The organism is Massiliimalia timonensis, from assembly GCF_900186585.1.
GTDB classification, from domain to species: Bacteria; Bacillota; Clostridia; order Oscillospirales; family Ruminococcaceae; genus Massiliimalia; species Massiliimalia timonensis.
Map to the genome: position 1 here is coordinate 56,895 of NZ_FYDD01000004.1, position 20,458 is coordinate 77,352.

The 20,458-nt window shown below is 49.6% G+C and carries 1 protein-coding gene; it reads right to left on the bottom strand.

What is annotated here, in order from left to right:
• Window positions 1-9 precede the first annotated feature (9 nt).
• A complete protein-coding gene (locus CIB36_RS08080; protein ID WP_093989075.1) occupies window positions 10-20,070 on the bottom strand; it encodes an SdrD B-like domain-containing protein in 20,061 nt (6,686 codons plus the stop codon).
• Between the last annotated feature and the right edge of the window lie 388 nt (window positions 20,071-20,458).

Genomic DNA, 20,458 nt, shown 5'->3' on the forward strand with positions numbered 1-20,458 from the left:
GCATGTCCTTTATTTTTTCCTATTTTTACGTTTTAAGATAACGATAATCAACAGGAACGCGCCAGAAACCACACAGAATGCCGCCAAGCTTAGTATGATCCATAAATTGTCGCCTGTTTTGGGCAGTTCAGCCAACATCTCCAGCAACCCAGCATGCATTTGATCGATGTCCCTTGCTTTGACAAGGTCATAGCCCTGCTGCCGGTAAACCGGATTGGTCGCTTCTGCTGCTTTTTCAGACAGGATCATACAGCCTTTAAACTCATAGGCTTTATCTGTCAGTTTCAACTGGTCTAAAATCAGTTTGCTGTCGTCGATCCCTTTATTCTGCATGTACTTGGTGATCTCACGGTTATCCGGCAGCTCCTCAATGTTCAGCCGATAGCCCAACATCTGGTATTGCCGTTCTCCCGCATCATCCTCTACAGCGCGGAACAGCGGCAGATCTCCGAAGAGATACTTCCCAAAACGGTTGGTTTTGATCGTCTGTTCAAAATCTTCCACCTGTTTCCATGCGCCATCTACAAACGCGTATTGCGTAAGGATCACTTCTACGCCCGATACTTGGGGTTCTGTCAGGTCCATGATCCCGTCTTTATCAGCATCCAGCCAGACGGTACCTCCTACGGCGCCCTGTTCAAAGGCTGTTAACCCGGCATCCTGCCCGCTTAGGTCCTGCGGTACCATCGGTGCATAATGCGCATCTGTTCCATCCTTCCCTGTCACCTTGACAGAGGTGTAGTGATAGGAACCATCCGCACCCTTTTGCGCCGGCGCCGCTAAGATCATGACCTCGCCTTCCGGCAGCAGCGCCAAGGTCTTGGCATCCAGATCGCTGTCACGGGCTGGGTCGTCTCCCATATAAGGCCTGCTGACCGCCCAGCGCTCAGAAAGCGCCTCTACCTTTGGCCGATAAGCCGCAAGGTAGCTGTGTACTACTGTGTTTCCAGCAGCGTCTGTCTCTTCTTTCTGGATCACCGTAGCCAGCCCGTCAAAGAGGTATGCTCCGTCACGTCCCGTTTTGGCTTCCATCTGGAAGGTGTCGTCAAACAACCATTGGGTCCCGTCATAATAGTACCGTTGCAGAGAAACCGGAACTTCCGCAACCCCCGGTTCGTCGTCCTGACGGATCCCGTCATAGCTCTGATCCTCCCAGATAACACCGGAGATTGAACCAGTTTGATAATTCAAAATCCCTCCGTCATATCCGCGGATGTCGATTCCCTGTACAACGTCATACCCGTCAATGATATAATCCGGGTTTTGGGACTCTGTTTCAGCTTTGTCTACTAACAGGACGTATTCATCCGCTTTTGTCAGCGCTCCATTCTGATAATTTAAGTCGCTGTCCACCGTTTTATCCTCGCCCATCTGATAATGAGTGACCTCATATCCTTCCGGTATCGTATCCAGATCAACGGTGACCTGGTATCCGTACAGGTACTTATTCGGCCCGTCGATCAAATGGGTCTCCAATGCGTCAAAGAGGTATTCTCCTCTTTCATTGGTAGGAATATCATATGGAACAAAATCAGCGTCCTGTTCCCAAACTCCATTTTTCAGGATATACCGGTTCAGGATCACACGGACATTTTCAACGCCCGGTTCGTCGTCCTGACGGATCCCGTCAAAATTCTGATCCCGCCAGATGATCCCGCCTAGGCTTCCGCCCTTATATTCGGAGAACCCGCCGTCATAGCCGCCGACGGTTCGCGCGGTCAGCAGATCATAGGTGACCTGCTGTTTTTCAACATCAGTCATTGTGATCTGTGAGCTGTTAGCCGCCTTGTTCGGGTCTTTTACCGCCGCTACTGGGAGATATTCCCCGGAACGCATCAAGGATTTGGTACTGGAAATCAGGTTGCTGTCCTTACTACGGTCATCGCCTCTCCAGTATTTGGTCACAGCACGGTCTGAAGGCAGTTCCTTCAGATTCAGCGCATACCCAGCCAGATAGACCGTTCCGTTTTGCTCAACCTGTGTATCCAGATTATCGAAACGGAAGGTTCCATCCTCAAGAGTGGTCCGGCTCTGCTGAGCAAAGGAGGGATCCTGTATCCAAGTCTCACCGTCCAGATAATACCGGTCCAGCAAAACCTCTACTCCGGCATATCCCGGTTCATTTTCATCCTGGATGCCGTTATAATTCAAGTCATCCCAGATGATCCCGGTAATAGCGCCGTCCGGATACTCTACCAGCCCTGCATCTTGTCCGGAAACAGTATCGGCAAGCAGCATATCATAGTATGCCGTTCCCACTTTTACAACACTGCTGTTATTGGCAGCCTTCACCGGCTTGGCAACCGGGAGATACTTCCCAGCCTGTGTCAATGACAGATCTGACGCATCCAAGTCGCTGTCTTTCGTAGGGTCGCTTCCCTGTTGGTAATAGGTGATCCCGCAGCCGCTTGGCAGGGAATCAGAGTCCACCTTTAAGGCGTAGCCAGCCAGATAAGCCTTTTGATTGACAACTACTTGTGTGTCCAAACCAGTAAATGTATACTTTCCAGCTCCGTCTGTTATAGCAGAGTGCATTGGGAAATCGGCGTCTTTCTGCCACTGTCCGTCGTCATAATAATAGCGTTCCAGTTCTACAGAGACATTCCCGATCCCGACTTCTCCGCTGTCCTGGATCCCGTCGTAATCCTTATCATTCCACACCCTTCCGATGATCGTACCGTCCGGATATTTCACCAGACCGCCGTCATTACCGGAGGCAGTACGCTGAGCCAGCATATCATAAACGACTGTTTTGCCGCTGACCTCTTTGACAGAAACAGTACTGCTGTTATATCCACCGCCTGTGCTGTTTTGGGAGGCCACTGCCGCAACCGGAATGTATTCTCCCGCCTGGGTCAGGGTCAGATCCGCCGCGTTCAAATCACTGTCTTTCGTACGGTCGTTTCCTTGCTGGTAATAGGTGATCCCATAACCGTCTGGCAAAGCTTCTGCCTTTAGAGTATAGCCAGCCAGATAAGCCTTTTGCTTCACCACTACCTGCGTATCCAAGCCGGCAAAGGTATAGGAACCATCGGCTTGGGTGGTTGCTTTTTGTTCGGTAAAGGCCGTATCCAGTACCCATTTGGCCCCGTCATAGTAATAACGCTGCAAGAATACGCTTACATCTGGGACTCCGTTTTCTCCGGTATCCCTGATGCCATCGTAATCCAGATCATCCCAGATAAATCCGGTCAGTTCTCCCTGCGGATACGCCTTTAAACCGCCGTCATAGCCGGTATGGTCGGCCTGTTTGCGAATGATGTCATAGGAATCTTTTCCATCTGTCAGCGTATAATGCGGATTGACCAATTTCCCTGCCGGCCGGGCCACCATAAAGTAGTCCCCGTCTGCGGGCGATGTCAAATAATTTTCAGATCCGGCATACTGGTTGGTGATCCAGTCGCTGTTGGTGCCGCCGGAAGCGACCTGCTGCTGGTACCGGGTCACTCCAAAGCCTGCCGGAGCATCAGCGCGGAGCCGGTAGTAGCACAGCGTATTCTTCCCATCGATCTTTACAAAGGTCGGTACATTTTCAAAATGGTAGTTTCCTCCGTTTGCCGTCAGGGTAGACAGTTCGCCCGTGTATACTGTTCCATTGGCACTTTCCGCCTTGGTCACTTTCTGATAGCGGCCGTTCGCGTCTTTATAATACTGCTCCAGATAGACTGTAACGCCGTCGATCCCTGTTTCCCCGGAATCCATTACGCCGTCATAATCCGCATCCTCCCAGATGATCCCGTCAACGTTACCGTATTGATACTCGCTTAATCCGGCATCGTAGTCCAAAATGATCTCCGCGTCACTCAGGTCATAATCATGTCCCTGATAGATCACCTGGTTGTCCGGGACAGTTTCATCGGTCGCGTCAACTGCAATGATAATGTAATCGTCATTGAGATAATAACCACGGTCTATCCCTAGGTCACTGTCGCTGACACCTTTGTTCACGTAGAAGTGGGTGACGCCGTACTGCTTGAAGATCTCCTCATTCAAAGCCGGGTCGATTTTCAGCTTGTAGCCAGCCAAATACCGTTTTCCGCCTTCAGAATGGAAACTCATCACATTGTCAAAGACATAAACACCGCCGTCGTTGGTGGTCATGGTGCGGTCAGTCTGAGAGCGGACCCACTGGCCGTCCTTATAATAATAGGACTCCAGTGTAACGGTCACACCTGGAACACCTTCCTCGTCCGGATCCATGATTCCGTCATAATCGGCATCGTTCCAAACAAATTTCCCAAGATAGCCCCGTCCGGCATTGATCAGTCCCAAGTCGATATTGGTATTAGCCTGGAACGACTGCTTCTTATCATCGGCAAAAATAGGATCGCCGTTCTGATCGTACGGGACCGCCGCTTCAAACGCCTTGGTCTCATAGTTTTTGTTGATCTTGGACAGATCGTTGTCATCGTCTTGTGTCAGCGGATCGCTTTCATAGGTCCATGGCGACGGCTTTAACAAGCGGTCTTCTGTTGTCGTTTTATCTGTAACGCGGACAATATAAGACTCGCCCGGCTTCAAACGGAACTGGTATTCCCCGTCTGCCTTGGTAGTGTATACAGCAGGGTTCCCATCACCATCCAGACAAGGCTTTGTCTGATCCTTGATATTGTAGACAGATACCTCCATATCCTCCAGATACGGTTCGCCGTCTTCCCGTTTTCCGTTGCTGTCGATTTTTGTTTCATCCGGGGCGTCAGGATCCGGTATTTCATGTTCGTCCAGCCACACGGAACCGCCATAAGTATACGCGCGCCCTACGCCCAGATTATACGATGTCACTTCCTTGTCGTAATCAGGGTATTTTGTCAAATCTTCTTCCACTGCTTTCACCGTGATCGGTTCAGCTGTTTGAACTACCAACCGGTCAGCCGGCAGATCATACACCGGCGAAACGCTCTTCTTGGTTCCGGAATAAACTAATTCGTTATTGCGGTATACCTGAACAGGGATTTGTTCTTTCCCCAGTGATGTAGTGGTCACCGAATACTGGTTATAGTTTTCCGGGAAGGTGTAACGCAGGTTATATTGGCCCGGCTTCAGATTAGCAAGAATATAATACCCGTCATTGTCATAATAGTCGCTTTCGGTTTCAAAAGCAACCGGCCCTCCGGCTAAAGAGTATTCCTGTTTCCCGGTCAGCGGGTCGGTGATCGGCAGTCCAGTTTCTTCGTCCAGCACCAAATACTGGCCGGTTTCCTGTCCGTCGATTATTTCAGCAGCAACTGCCTGCCCGTCACGGTTTGCGGGATAGCCTTTTACTGTCAGCAGTTCTACCTTTACCCCATTGATCCCCGGATCGTCCTCTTTCCCGTCAAAGTCCAGATCAGTTGTCTTGTTCTTTAACTGGATCCGTCCGGTCTTTTCTTCTACGCCGTAATCGCCTTCTCCGTCATCTGGAACAGTGCTGTAATCCGCGTCGTTCCAAACGTAGCTTCCAATATAGCCCCGTCCGGCAGGCGCATTCGTATAAACGCCCGCCCGTACCAATTCGATCCGGCCGCTGTTCCAATGCGCAACAAAGGTATTCCAAGCGCTGAAATCTTTTACCGCTTCGTTATACTGGACTGTTGCGTTTACTGCATCCTCTGACATTTGAAGCGTACCAACGTATTCCGGCAGGTTCAGCGGCGCATGCATGTCAAAGAACAGCCGCAAACGGTTGTTAGCCAAGATGGTATAGTCGTCCGCCATCTGTACCCAGACCGCGCGGATCCCCTTGATCAGGGTTTCCTTTTCTTCCCCGTCATCCAACGCCATCAGTTCATCCAGTTTTACAAAGTATTTCGCCTTTGCCTGGTCGCTTGCCCGCAGCTCATCGTACGTTTCTTTTTTGGACATCGCTTCCTGATCCGGCAGGCTGCTAATATCATTGAGCACAAAATCAGAGCCCTGTTTTACGATCGGTCCGACCCAGACCTCATAGTCTTTGTTCCGGACCAATTCGACCGAACCGGTTTCCACTCCGCCGGCAGAGGCGGCAAAGTCTAATACCCGAATGGTAGAAGGGTCGATCCAGCCATGCCATTTAGAGTTCCTTGGGATTTTCTGATTGGTGCTGGTGTCAAGGTTTTTGATCTCATAGTCATCCAGATACGGCAGGACATCATAGAAAACGCCCTCTGTATAATTCTGAGATTCACTCTTATTGATCATGGAAACCTTGTACTCATAAGTCCCACCTTCTGGGACAGGGGTGGCGATCTCGGTCTGATTGCTGACCAGATCTGTGGTTACGGTCTTGTTCTGTGACACAGAGGAAACCGTTTTAAATGCGATCGCATTAGAAGAACGGCTGACTCCCATTTCCACTGTTTCGGTGTTGTTATTGACATCATAGTTGTCGTATACCAGCACCAGGCTGTCCAACGAGCTGCCCTGAGATTTAGTATATGGCTCAAAAGCGCCTTTTTTAAATCCATAGGCCTTGGACTGCAAAAGATCGGTCGGCACAGCGTTCCCGTCGGTTTCTTTTACCGGCAGCATAAACTCGATCTTCAGGGTCTGCCCTGCTTCCAAGGTTCCGGTAAAGTAGTAGTTTAAGATCTTGCGCTGGTTGGTGGTCTTGTCGATCACCTTGGTCGTAAAGGTCGGCGATTCCTGCGTCAGCTGCAATCCGTCCGGAATATTTTTTAGTTCCTCCGGCGTCAGGATCGTCCCGTCTTCATTCTGCACATACCAGGTCCACAGCGGTGTTTTATTGTCCAGATTTTCGGTGACCTTATGGGCTTCGTCCGTTTCATCTTCCATCTGCCCGTAAGCGTCGCCAATATAATAATCACCCTGATAGAAACCATCCGCTCCCGGCTCCTGATAATCCACATACTGGAAATCATCCTCACGAAGCCGGTCGATATACGGCACTGCTACAGAAATATTGGGATTGGATACGTTATCCTGCACAATATCAGGATCCTGTTTACTGCTGATACTGGAGTAGCTGACCTTATATTTCAACATCGTACTGCTGCTGGAATCAATAATGACGTTGTTATCCCATTTATACCCTTTGATCGGGCCGCCGGTAAAGTAAAGCACATCGATCCCTAAATCTACGGTCGGCACTTCCGGGTCAACATAATACCCTCCGCGTGCACGTTCAGAAGTGAGCGTGTGCTTGCGGTCATCATATTGCGGGAACCCTGTTACAAAGTGATTGCTGTGTTTGTTCTTGCCATCGTCATCATTCAAATCACGCCGTCTGGTGTTCAGTTCAATATATGCGCTGTTATCCTGAACATCTTGAGCCAGCTCGTCCTTGTTGTAACGTTCAGGATCAACATCATCCATCTCCTGCTTTCCATCCAACTGGTCGGAAGCGTCCACATCCAAGCGGAAGCCCGCCGGGACTGGATAGTAAATCGGCGCCTGTTCTGCGCTGTAGGTCACCCCTTCTTCAGAGATAAAGCCCTGTGTTTTAATGACCCAGCGAACCTGATAAATCTGGCGCTGATACTGTGGATAGTCCTTTCCAATGTCGATGGTGGCGTTTTCATCCAGCCGGTAACCGCCCTGTTTGCCAAGCGTTATCCAGCCATTGCTATCATTCGCCCCCGGATAATAATACCCAGTTTCATCCCATGGCTCCTCCAATGGCAGCACCTGTAGGTAGACCCGCAAATTTTCTTCCAAGATCCGGCGTGTTTCGGCGTCAAGTTCTGATTCCGGAATCGTATCCGGGATCTCCCAGCGGCCAGTCCGGATCTTATTCAGCGTCTGCCGCAGCGCTTTTTTACTGTTGTCATGAAACGCTTCGTCCGGCGTCCCTTCATCTGTTCCATAATATGGAACATTGTAGTTGACGATGAAAGTGTTTACCGCAGCTGTTTCATTGACAGCCTGATCCATCCACATCCACATGTTATAAGCAGAACGAACATGCGCGTCTTCCATAATGTAACGATCAGCCGTTGGGTCGTTGACCTGAAGCCTCTGTTTCCCTGTGTCTACCCGCACCGTGCTTCGCGGTTTTTGAATATTGACCTGCGCAGTCCTTGCAGTGACATAATTGGCGTCATATTCCTGGTCCCGGTCATGATCCTGCGTCAGATCTCCCTGGTCGTCTTTTTCATCGCTGACCTGTTCCGCCGGTCCCCACAGGCAAAGAGCCTGCGCCTGTTCATAGAACCGATGCCCATCCGGCGTTTCGACCTTGTAACCGTTATAGTTATCGGCCGGGATTCGGTCTGCTTCAGCTTCCGGAGCAAATGTCCCATCGTCCCGCAGCGCATAATAGCCGTCTGTATCATGGATTGTGGTATATACCTGCGAGGTATAGCCGCTCCATACATCCGGGGCATCCAGCACGCCGGTATCGGAAACATTGTCCACACGGGTACGGATCTTAAAGTTCATCCAGCTCCCGCTCGGGAAATATCCCGCTGGCTTTTCGCCCTGAACATAGGAAGCGTAGTCGGTAAAGCCTTCCGATTTCGGGGTAGTCACCTCAAAGGTGACGATCTGACCTTTGTGGTTGAGATCCGTATCCTTCCATTCCTCGGAAGAGTCAGAGATCAGCTGTACGCCCCAGCCCTGTTCGCGCATCTCTTTCTGGCTTAAGGTCACTGTTTTCTTTTTCTCCGCGTCATAATACTCAATGCAGAAATCATTCTCATTGTTATACATGTACTGATCTGCAGAGTTTTCAACATTCCATCCTGCGGAACCGGAATAATTCACCACTGACGGCAGATGGAACGAGAATACCATCTTCGCATGATGGACAGCGCCCATCTGTTCATAGTTGGCAGCAGAGCTTGGCTCATTGACCACCTTGGCGCTGTACCAGATATCATCGGAATAATCAAAGGCCTGGGTGTCATCACCGCCCTCTTTTTCCCCTAACGCGTTTTTGTCCGGCGCCACATAATGTTCCACCGACAGCCTTGGTGACGAGGTGCGGATCTTCAGCGTATTAGTGACGCCTAAATCAGCAAATGCCTGCGTGCTCAAGTCGTCGCTGTGGGTGTTCGCCCCGTTTTGGTCAAAGTCTTTCTGGGTGCTGCTCAACACCGCCTTGTCATTTAACTGTGGATAGTCCTCCACGTTGAGCTCCTGCGTTTCTTCATACTTTGTCAGCTTGCCGATCAGGCCGGTATTTTGCTCATAGGTATGGTTCAGCTTATCATCAGGGAGATTCCCCATCGTATGGTAAGCAACGCTGTTCCCACCGTTATAGGTATATGTGTAGGTGTGCTTGATTGCATCCAAACGGTCGTCCGGGATCTGCGCGCCGTTGGTGTTCGGATACAGATGCTGTCCCAGTGAACCAACCGTATACGGATTAACATAACTGGTGCTTTCACCCGAGCGCTTGATATCCTCGTCAACAATATACTTAAAGCCCGGCATTCTGCTGGTCAAGTAGGTGCGGTTGTCCTGATAGTTGCGGTAGAGCTCATCCTCTTCCCCGGCTGTGCCGTCCTTGCTGGTCGCAGCCTTTGGCGCGGCATAGGTAAAGGTATCCAGTGAAAAGATATTCGCTTTCTGAGAAGCCAGCCGCGCTTCTTTTGCAATGTCCCCGCCGTCTGCCGCTGCAGCCGGTGTAAAGGTGACCACATAACGGCCTTCCTTCTCTCCGGTAGGCTGGCCGCTGCTGTCCACCCGGTCGATCAGCTCGTAGGTGACCCGCGCGTCATATTTTTCCTGTTCCGCCGGCACCGACGCCGCCGTTTTCACATTCTGTCCCGCCGCCAGATCCCGCTGATACAGAGTCCAGGATACCTCCTTGCCGGCGTTTACAGCATTATCCTGACTGAACAGCGTACCATCTGTTGCTACCGGAACAATGCCGTAAGGCAGGATATTTGTGATGACAGGCAAAATCAGATCGCCCCTGGCGCCGCCGTCTACCTCATAGTTATGGACAAACTTCGCGTAATCATAGTTATATTTGCTCTCCGCATTCGGCGCATACTGATCCAGCCAGTATTTGTTTTCCACATGGATGTTGATCTTGCTGGTATCGCCCTCGGTATCAAAGTAGTAATCCGAACGGGTCGCCCCGGTCAAATCATCCCCAGCGGTGCTCCACAAGCGCACAAATGGTTTCCGCATGACCGCGCGGGTACCAGTTTGCGCATACAGGTCGCTCTTGTCAGCGGTCGTGTAGTTGTCATATTTATTTTGGGTCCGGGTCCCCATGACATCGCCGCCACTTAGCTGGACCTCGTTATCCTGAATGTTATAGCCATCAATATACGGCGTGTTCGGCGAACCAACATGGTACATATACTTATTATCATTTACATTATAGTAATGATACCACATATAATCCATGCCGTAGCATTGGTTGTGGCGCATCCGCTCCTTGGTGGTGCCTTCCCAATGGTCATAGTCCAATATCTGGTAATAATAGTAGTTCTTAGAGTCCGGCTTCATATACGGCCTTGTAACGACACGGTCGTACCAATACTGGTTTTCATTGGTCAGGTAAACGTTGCTTGGGATATTTACCCGAATCTTATAGCCCTTTTCTGTTCCGCGGTTAAACCATTTGTTCAGTCCATGCTTCACCGTGATCTTCAATACCCACGGCTGTGTATTCTGCGACTCATCACTTCTGGAATAATAGGTATCATCGGTATCCGGATTCCACTGCGGGTCCTGCGGGCGGTTCGGCGCCTTGTAGCCTTTATCCTCCCCACTAGGAGTTTGCAGTACTTCTACCTCAATATCACCCGGGTCGATCGGCGTATAACCGTCGTTGAGGGTATATCCGCTGGTAGAAACAGAGCTGAGCACCTCCGCTGTAATAGAGGAAGGATCAAAATTGCCGTTTTCGTCCAGCTTGGGACGGATGCCCCTTGGCATAGTATAAGTAAATTCCACACCATCCAGCTTCCAGTCACCGTAATTGAGCGCGTACAAACGGGTGGTGAAGTCTTCATTATACTGCAATGCCACAACACTGCTGTCGTCAGTCAGCTTCCGGTACCCATTGGCCAGCGATTCACTTCCGGTATGATTCTCATTAGCGCTGTAATTTGGATTTGCTGGGAAATTGGTGTAACCATCCCCTTCGGTCTTTTCATAGATCCGGTTCTTACCCGCCATTTCGCTGGCAGTTACCAGCCACGCCTTTTGCAGGTGCAGCCGGGTCTGGCTCCATAAAATCGGCATCCGTTGGTCTAAATCATTGGCTTTTCCATCCCAGTCGCAGTCAAACTGGGTCCTTGGGGACAGGACAAACCTCCACCAGTCACGCAATCGGTTATTGCTGTTTACCATCTTTTGGGAAGACGGCATATCGTCAGAATTTTTATTGGTTGTATCCCCATAATAGGTCGCTGCCTGGTGATTGTTTGCCGGATTGATGTCTTCGTCAAATAGCACCCCATTATCTCCAAGATAGTTGTCTCTCCATTGATAAGAATTTTGTGATATATCTTTCGCCGAACCCGGAATCTGGGTCTGGCTACCGTTTAGATATTCCCAGCGGTCCACCTGTTCGTTCTTCTGCCCGGACAGGCCAATATCGTGCATCAGGTAATCCAGATCCATCAACCGGTTTTGGTTGTTGATCGCACGGGCCTCCTCATTGGTTGCAGTAGAAAATGGGAAAGACTCCCCATTCGCATGCAGCGCACTATGCGCAAGGGTATAGTACTCCCCTACCCGCGGGAAATATCCTGGATGCTGATCGTCTGTACTGGCAAGGTCACGGTCCTGGTCTACATAAACCATCGGCAGATCATCTTTTCGAGCTTTGACCTTGTACCAGATCTCAATGGTATCCCCTACTTCTACGCGGACAGCCTGCCCATTCTGCTTTTCAAAGCGCAGTTCATACACCGTAAAGTCGATCTGCTTGCTGTTTGCCGCGCTCGGCTTCAAGTCGTCAAACAGTTTCGCATCTTTATTAACCAATGTGTTTGTCTGCGATTTGGGGTAAACCATCGCCCCGCCGTAATCTTCTCCTCTGACAGGATGCGTTGCGGCGACCTGAAGCTTCGCGTCAGGATTCTTTTCCTTTCCGGTAATATCCAGCCAGCGAACTGTAAAGTTTTCGTTCTCCAAATCTTCGGAGGACAGATATTCCGGTAACTTGTCGTAGAAAACAGGATCGATCAAAACCCCTTGGTCAGCAGTCTGTTTCCCGTTAGAAGCTTTGTGGTTATTGATCAGTACGATCTTCTGCCACATTTCCTCCTCCGGACGGTAGCCGACCTTCTGGGTGGCATTGATGTTGATTGCAGCTTCAGCCTCAGCCTCTGTATCAAACACCTGAGTGTAGAAATTCACTTCCGGATTTTCACGGTACACCTGCCTGGTATAAACTTTATCCTCTGTCAGGGACACGGTTTCGTTCAGCGTGACCTGTGTGGCGTCGTCTTGGACTGTTTTTGTTTCAACGTTCGGATGGTTATGGACCACCTCTGTATCGATGCTGGCTAAATAGCTTTCTGCCATCGCAGTGGTATCGGCCGGTTTCCGAATATCCTCGTAACGGCCTACCCCGATCAGTTCGACATTATCAAATGTAAGCTCATTGCCGTCTGTGCCGAACGCGTCGATTTCATAATAAGTCCACCGGATCTTCTGAACTGTGCGCAGGAACGCCTCATCCTCATTCCCGGTACTGGTTATCCAGTCATTTTCCCCTTCACACCAGTATTCCAGCTTAATGTCAGGTTTTGTGTTGGCATCTGCCAGCAAAGCAGGATAACCGATGACTGGATTTTGGGTTAAGGTAAAGCCGCGGTAACCGGCCGGGTCAAGCAGGGATATGGTGACCTGCATTGATTCCAGATAATGGCGGGTATCATTCTTGATACTGGAAATAGTCAGTTTTGCGCCTTGCTCGTCATAGGCATATTCCTCATCATCAAAGCTGTACGTTGCCACCAGCTCGGTGGTGTCTTTAAACGTAACATCACTGACCATGCGGGATTCATATACTTGGTTTGATTTCCCATTCACTGCTCCCGTATAGTTCCGGGTATAAGTGACCTCTCCGCCCAAATCATTTAGCGTCTGGTACTTTCCAGTGGTGGAGTTAATATTTCGTGTTTCAATGCAGTACTGCGGGTAAGCATGCTTTGAGGCCGCAGTTACCCAAGCGTTTGCCTGCAAATTTTCGCCTTCAAACGCTGGCTTTTGCGCTGTATCGGTCAATTCCTCGGTAAGTTGGGTCGTAATACGGATAGTAATCCCTGTTCCAGCAGGGATCTGCGCCCCGTCTTTCCCGCCGGTGATCACAAGCTCACGGTAATAGTTCTGGCTTCCGTCATTTCCTAGGGAATAGTCTATTTGCGGCTGTGCCGCAATTTTGGCACCGGAAGCATCCGTCATTTCAGCGGTAATGTCCGCGCTGTCAATCCCCGTTGTATTGGAAACGATCTCCCATTTTACCAGCCGCTGGCCTTCTGGAACAGCAAAGTGCATGGTCGGGCGTTCCAGCGGGATGGAGCTGTCGTCTTTGGCAGAAGTACTCAGCGTGTATTCCAAATAATCATATGGAACCAGGTGGTCTTTGTCCACCTCCAGCCGGCTGCCGGGATTTTTATCATTATCATAAGCAAAGCCGGTATTCCCTCCGCCCAGATCACGGTTTCTGCTCAATCTGGTCACCATGGTGGCAACTAGGTTGCTTAGGACAAAGTGGTCCTCTCCGTCAGAGTTAGGGGTGATCAGGTTGCTGTCGTAAATATCAGCGTTCGGGTCTACCGAAGTAAAGGTAGCCGACAGCCTATTGTAAAAATAGTTTCCGTCTATCAGCCAGCCAGTGCTACTTGAGTAAGCATCATTAGCGGCAAACCTATTCGGGTTTTTCCCAAAGGACGGGGTGGAATCAGCAGTCCATTCATCTTTGTCAAAATCCTCCGGCGTGCGGTCCACATATACGCCGTCGTACCAATATGCGTACCCGTCTGCTTTATCTGCCGACAGGTACTGCCCGTTCTCCAGTACAGAATTCGGGTCTTCACGGTCTGGACGGACTGCCTCGAACACGATCTGGAATTTATCCACAAACGCCTTGCTGTATGTAACAAAATCTGTCTTGGAGTTTGCATAGGAGCTTACCAGATCCGGATTTTCCCGAAGCAGCTGCTCCACGTCTATTTCATAGCAGCCCGGTTTTGATGCAGACAGGCTAAGATCCTGGCTGGAAACCGGGATCTCCTTTGTCTTTCCATTCGCGGTCAGCACCAGTTTGGAAACGCGGAACCAATCCCCGGTAACAAAGGCTTCCGGGATATAGATGTGCTGTAACCGATAATAGGGATTCATCGTGTTGGTCGCGTTTGCCGACTGGACCCGCGCCACCTTATTGACCCCGTCGTTATTCCCTGTATTGTTCTGATTGTACAGCTTTACACCAAATTCCGCAACATTCGGGTCTAAGTTATTGGTTTGGTAATCTGTAATATCACGGGTGCCTTGTTGACGGATCTGATACCCGGCATGGAAATCGATCAAAAAGCCCATCAGGCGTGCTGTTTCTGTATAGGTCGCGTTGCTATAGGAGGTTTCCTGAATGATGTTCACATAATTTTTGCCCGGCTCATAATCCGTTTTGGTGATCGGCTGAATCGTGTTGGTGCCGTCCTTATCCGGGTTCTTTTGTTTAATGGTGTACGGGCGGCCGTGAATGACCAGGTCTGTATCCGCATTGGTCCCGTTTCCATCCGGGGTGCCTTTCGACCCGACCTCTTTGTTGTATTCGCCGTTCCCCATCATGTCTGTTAGATGGATGTCATAGCTGGTCAAAAACTGTCCCGGCTTCAGGGTCAGTACGCCGTTAGAAACGCTTTCCTCGGCTGAGGTATCGCTGTATTCCAGTTTTAAGGTCAGCACCCCGCCGGAATCAGTCAGGTCATTGCGGGTAAGCACAAGCTGCTTCTGATTGGTCTTGTTGCCACTGTTATCCACGTCCTCAAGGTTCAGCACCATTTTGTCAAAATACTTGGAGATAGCAGGCTTTAATTCCAACCCAGTCGCAAGGAAGCCGTAGTAGGAATAGGTTGCATCCGGGCGGATCATCGGCATGGTGTCGCGTAAGATCACCTCGTCCGCATATCCGATCTTTCCGCTCCAGTCATCCGGATCCTGATCACGCCATGTATCCAGATTTCCGGTCGTTTCATAGTCATAACCACTGGTCTGATAACGCGCAGTCCGACTATTCCGGAAAAAGCTGACAACAAACTGGTTATCCATCCCAAATTCTGCCTTGTCGTTTACATCATTGGTCGGGATCGTTGTTGCTCCTTTATAAACCCGGTCATAATCATGGACCGTGTGCACCATGGTTTTGCTGAATAAATGCCCCGCTTTATATTCACGTTCTACATAGCTTCCATAGTAATAATATCCCCGATAATAATCCTTAAAGCTCCACGGTGATTTTGTTGTCTGCGCCCCGTCAGATACACGTTCTATACTACGACCGCCGCCAATGGTCATCTTGGTGGTAGCTGTCGCCACATTTTTTCCTGCTTTGTTAGGCGTTTCATCCATACGGTAAAACCGGCCGCTGACCTCAAACATATATTTGCTGGCTTCATTGCTATCTTGATACCAAGTGCCAAAATCGGGATTGTTCGCAATCCGCTGGCCATCTTTTTCGGTGTACTGTTCCTGATTGATTTTCAGCGTAATATCAATCTTGGTAACAGGGTTCTGCGGCAGAGTTTCACCGTATTGCTCAGGCGCCAAATAATAGTCCTCCAAGTTATTGGAAAAAGCGGCGTCCTTATTCCCCTTCAGGAGATTTACCCTGCAGTATTTGTTTCCATTGGAATCCTCTTCCACTGCCCCGTATACCAGCTCGCTTTTGTCCAGCTCATAACTGGCGCCGTCTTTCTGGTACACCTTGATCTTCTGCACATAGTCTTTTGCCCGTGGGTCGATCTTCAAATAGTGGCTGTCAAAATAATCCTCCGGCAGGTCGATCGTTGTAACCAGCTCCGCCGCGGTATTAAAGGACTGTGTGCGGACATAATCCATGCCCTCATGTTCCTGACGAGTAACCTCAAAGGGACGAACCGTCCCTGCATTCAGATACTGCCGGAAATCGACTGCAAAAGAACCGAGCGCCTTATAACCCACTTCCAGCTCGGAATTATCCCCCCACTTGCTTCCGCCGGAAGAACGATACTCTGTGCGGACATGTTCCAGCGGTGTGGAAGTCTTGCTGTATTTTTTAGTTGGTTCGTTATCGTTATAGCCGGCTGTGATGACCGTGTCAAAATACATCTTGGACACATAAGCAAGAACGTCATCCTTGGCCTTGCTCTGGAAGCTGTCAACATTGCGCAGTCCATCCAAAAAGTTCACAGAGTCGACCTTCAGCACTTCCTTGCTGCCGATCTCTGCGTCTTCATACCCGTAAAAATCCACATAGTATTCTTTGCTGTCGTCAGTTTCTGTGATCTGGTACTGTTTCCCGGTCAAAACTAACGAAACCAGCCCGTTCAGTCCCAGATCCTGTTCCATCTGTTCCCGGTTCACGGTCCAGCCGCCGTCAGCAAGAGGGTACTCCTGCCCGCTTTCAGCACGGAACACCTCGCGTCCTGCGTCATAGGTCAGCACCTGCGTGTTGCCGTCAAGGTCTGTCAGGGTGATTTTTTCAAAAGTACGGTAATTTTTCAGGACGTCTTCGTACAATTTCCATGCGGTGGTGTGGAACCCGCCGGCAGTCTTGTCCAGCTTCAGGGTAAAGGTAGTATCCACATCGTCCAAAACAGAGATAGACTGGTTCACCAATTCCGTCCGGAAAATAAAATCCCGGTCATATGGGATCCCCAGTGCCGCTTGGTTTTTATCGGTATTTTCAGTGCTGGCCAAAGAGGATTCTTTCACATCGTCATAGACGATATGGGCATGCGGCAGCTGAGCAGGGCGATCCACCTGAAATGCCGCCGTGCTTTTCACAATATCTTTATCCGTATAAATTTTTGAACGCGGAATAAAGGAACACACATTGTCAAGCTTGTCATACCAGTCTGTGTTCCCATAAATTTTCACCTGCAAAGAGGCATCCTGATCCGGGTCAGAATCCGCAACAGCCAAGCCGTTAAATTTCGTATAGTGGATCCGGATAGATTTTAACTGCGTCAGCGCAGAAAAAGCGTCTTTCGGAATAGAGATCCCTCCGTCAGCAGTTCCATAATCCTTTACCAGATCAGCAAACGGGATCTTAAGCTTCGCCTGATCCTGATCCACCGCCTGATTCCAGTCGTAAAACTCGATATAATCGATCACGCCCGAACGCACATAAGACGGACCGATTTCGATCCTGTCTGTTCGGAAACCTTGGATCTGATCCGGAGAGCCGCTGTTTGCCTTGTTTCCCACGCTGGTCAGGTCAAAATCAACGTCAACGATCCCCGCGGAAGATTTGGAACGGTTTTCCACGGTGAATTCATACCAGCCGTTTGCCTTATTCGGCACAGTCAGCGTCGCAGCGGATTTCCCGTCATAGTTGGCAGTGCCGGTAATGACCGGCTCTATCTTCAAAACATTTAATTTGGCCGCTTTTTCAACAATGTCCTCAGCCATGTTTGGAATATCGTATTGTGTCTGCCAAACGGCATTTGCTTCATATTCCCCAATTGTATTCGGTGTCCCCAAAATATCTACAAACGCATTTTCAGAGACCTTGACGTTACCGTCAAAGCTGTCAAAGATAATTTTAGCTTCTTTTAAAATGTCAAAATCCGGCTCTTTTCCCAACCATTGTGAAGCGTCGAGCCTAATTTCCCCGTTAGAGTCCGCTTTCAATTCATCTTTTTCAAAGACCACTTCTTTTCCATTGATGTCTGTCAGAACGATCTGCTGTACAGCAGCATGGGCAAGCAGTTGTTTGGATAAACGGACGGTATTTGCCTCCAGCCCGCTGAAATCCTTCGTTTTCGGATCAACTGTTCCAAGCGGTCCAATTTCCAAAACGCCCGGCAGCATTTTAGAGATGCTTTCGTTCCCCAGCACATACCGAAGCGAAGACATATCTTCATTCACCGGAACGTCCTGTTTTTCATCCGCTGGTCCTACATCTTCGTTCCCGTTTTCGCGCAGCACGCCGTGTGTTTCTATGACAGGCTCTGCGCGCTTTGTAGTCAGGGCCGCGCTGTCAGGATCTACCTGTTTATTTTTTTCTACAACATAGCCTTCCTTTATTTCAGCGGTGCCAACTGTGTAATACCAGTGTTCAAAGCTTGTGTCGATCTGGTTTTTATACTCCAACAGCCGGTCTACTTCCCCGGTCACCGCGATCCGACCCTGAAAGGTATCCCCCGCAGGAATCCGTTCTTTAAAGTACAGCTTAAACTTCTGGGCAAACGTCCAGCCGGCATGCTGGTCCAAATAATCCTGGATCGCCTGGCGCACAGAGTACGTCCACGTCTTGTTCTGCTGTGCATCCACGCTTGTTTGGGCGGATACTCCCAGTTCCTGAAGCGAAACCTCTGTTTCTTTCTGGTCCTGATCTAAAAACAGGAACGTCAGCACGTTGTCTTTAAACCAGTCGCCCAGCTCCGGCTCCCGGCCATCCCCGGAGGAGTTGAGCGTGATCTCCAGTTGATCCAGCCGGAATTCTTCGGGCAGGGTATCGGTCGTCACTGCATTGAACACCGGAACATTTCCTGTGTTGTCAAACCCGTCCAGATAATAGGTGTCCGTATCGCCGATCGCGATCTCCTTGTTATCTGCGGGGGTCTGTCCGTCTAAAATATATTTGTGATGGTTAAATTCATATTTCTTCTGGACAAACTGCCACGTTTGCTTCCCCGTATCCTTGGTCCACTCCAAATCACGGCCGCCAAAATAAATAGTGGGCCGGAAAGTAGCCTCACAGTCCAAGGAAGCGCCAAAGTTATTGGGATACGGCACAGCAACATAATATTCCCGGTAGCTGTGTTTTTCACCCTCAGCAACTGCGTCAGACTTTTCAGGATACAGCTCAGAATGTTCCTCATCCAGCGGGATCCCGATCGTTCCCGGCAAGGTGTAGTTATATGGCAAAGGATCCCCTAAATTGCTAAACGTGTCCAGATCAAGTTTTTGACGCTCTGCTTCCGGAATATCCGTAACATCATAGATCAGCGCGCCGCCCTCGTTCGGCTTTCCGATAAAGGTTTTTCTGTAGTCCTCTTCAGAAACAGCCTCGTTTTTGATTGGGTCCTGACCTTCCACATACTCCCACTGCATCATATCTTTTTCCAGAACGCCGCCTTTTCCCATAGAACCGGTGGTATTCTGTACATACATGATTAGGTTGAAGTGGTCTATCTTACTGGTTACATCCTCCGATTGGTTATCGATCCGCACCTTGTAGACCATATAGTTATACTTATCCCACAAAACAGAGGTCTTCACCAAGTCGATCGAAGGCGTCCAAACCAAGTTGGAGTTGACCAGGTTGATGATCCGGATCGCAGAAGGGTCGTCCGCAACAGATCCCGGCTGAATATCATATCCCGATTCCGAAGTACCGCCTTTTCCGTCATGGTAATAGGCATATCCGCCGCCGATTTTGATGTTGGCGGATTCGTTTTCCGGCAAATCGCCAAAGAACCGGCAGGTCAGGTCAAAGGAAAGCGGCTGGTTAGCCGGCACTTGGAACCCATCATAACTTTTCAACAGGATCGTTCCCCGACGGTACCCCTCGTTTGCCGCTTCCCCTTCTGAGTTATCTACCAACCAAGTGTCAGATTCTGCCACCTTAGCCTCTATCCCCATCAGTTTGTCTTCCGGGATATTATCCGGCTTTGTATCACTGATCGTCATTTTTCCGGTCTCCGGATCAATGTACAGGTACGGCAGCACGATCTTCAGGTATGCTCCAGTCACATATCCCCCGCTGCTTTGATTCACATTATACCGCATGGAGATCATGAACTGCCTGTCACTGCTTAACAGGTACAGGTTGTCCGAAACCTTGCTGGCCCCGCTTCCCGACATCTGATCACTTTCAAAGGTGATACTGGCCGACGGGATGGGAACCTCTCTGGGTTCTGCCGCAGAGACGGACGGAACCATGCTCCCTATTACCATATTTAATACAAACAAAACCATCATCAGCATGCTGACCGCACGCTGAAAGCCGCTTCTTTTTGAACTTGTCATCCAAATTGTCCCCCTGTCCGGAATAATCAGACTTTTTCTGTTCCATCAAAACGCCCCCTGAAACACCCAAAATTGGGTGTTTTTTTAGCTTTTCAACGGATTTTACGGCGAGCGAAAAAGTCTACAATTTCAAGCAATCTTATCTGGCACAAAGCGCACTTTACAGTCCGCTCCACAAACTTAGCTGTCTATCTTATTAAAATCAAGCAATACCCTTTTGGGACCTCTGGATCTACACGAAAATACGATTAAAACGGCGAGTATTTTCCCCAAAAAGGCTCCTAAAAATAGGTATATTTAAATCAGCTTAATTATATAATATAACCCTGCAAAAAGCAATTCCTTTCGACTTGTTTTTCCTCAATTTTATCAAAAGGTAAAAAATCCT

Bases quoted from the DNA above. Each gene is read 5' to 3' on its own strand.
- CIB36_RS08080 (WP_093989075.1), bottom strand. From the start codon at position 20,070: ATGACAAGTTCAAAAAGAAGCGGCTTTCAGCGTGCGGTCAGCATGCTG.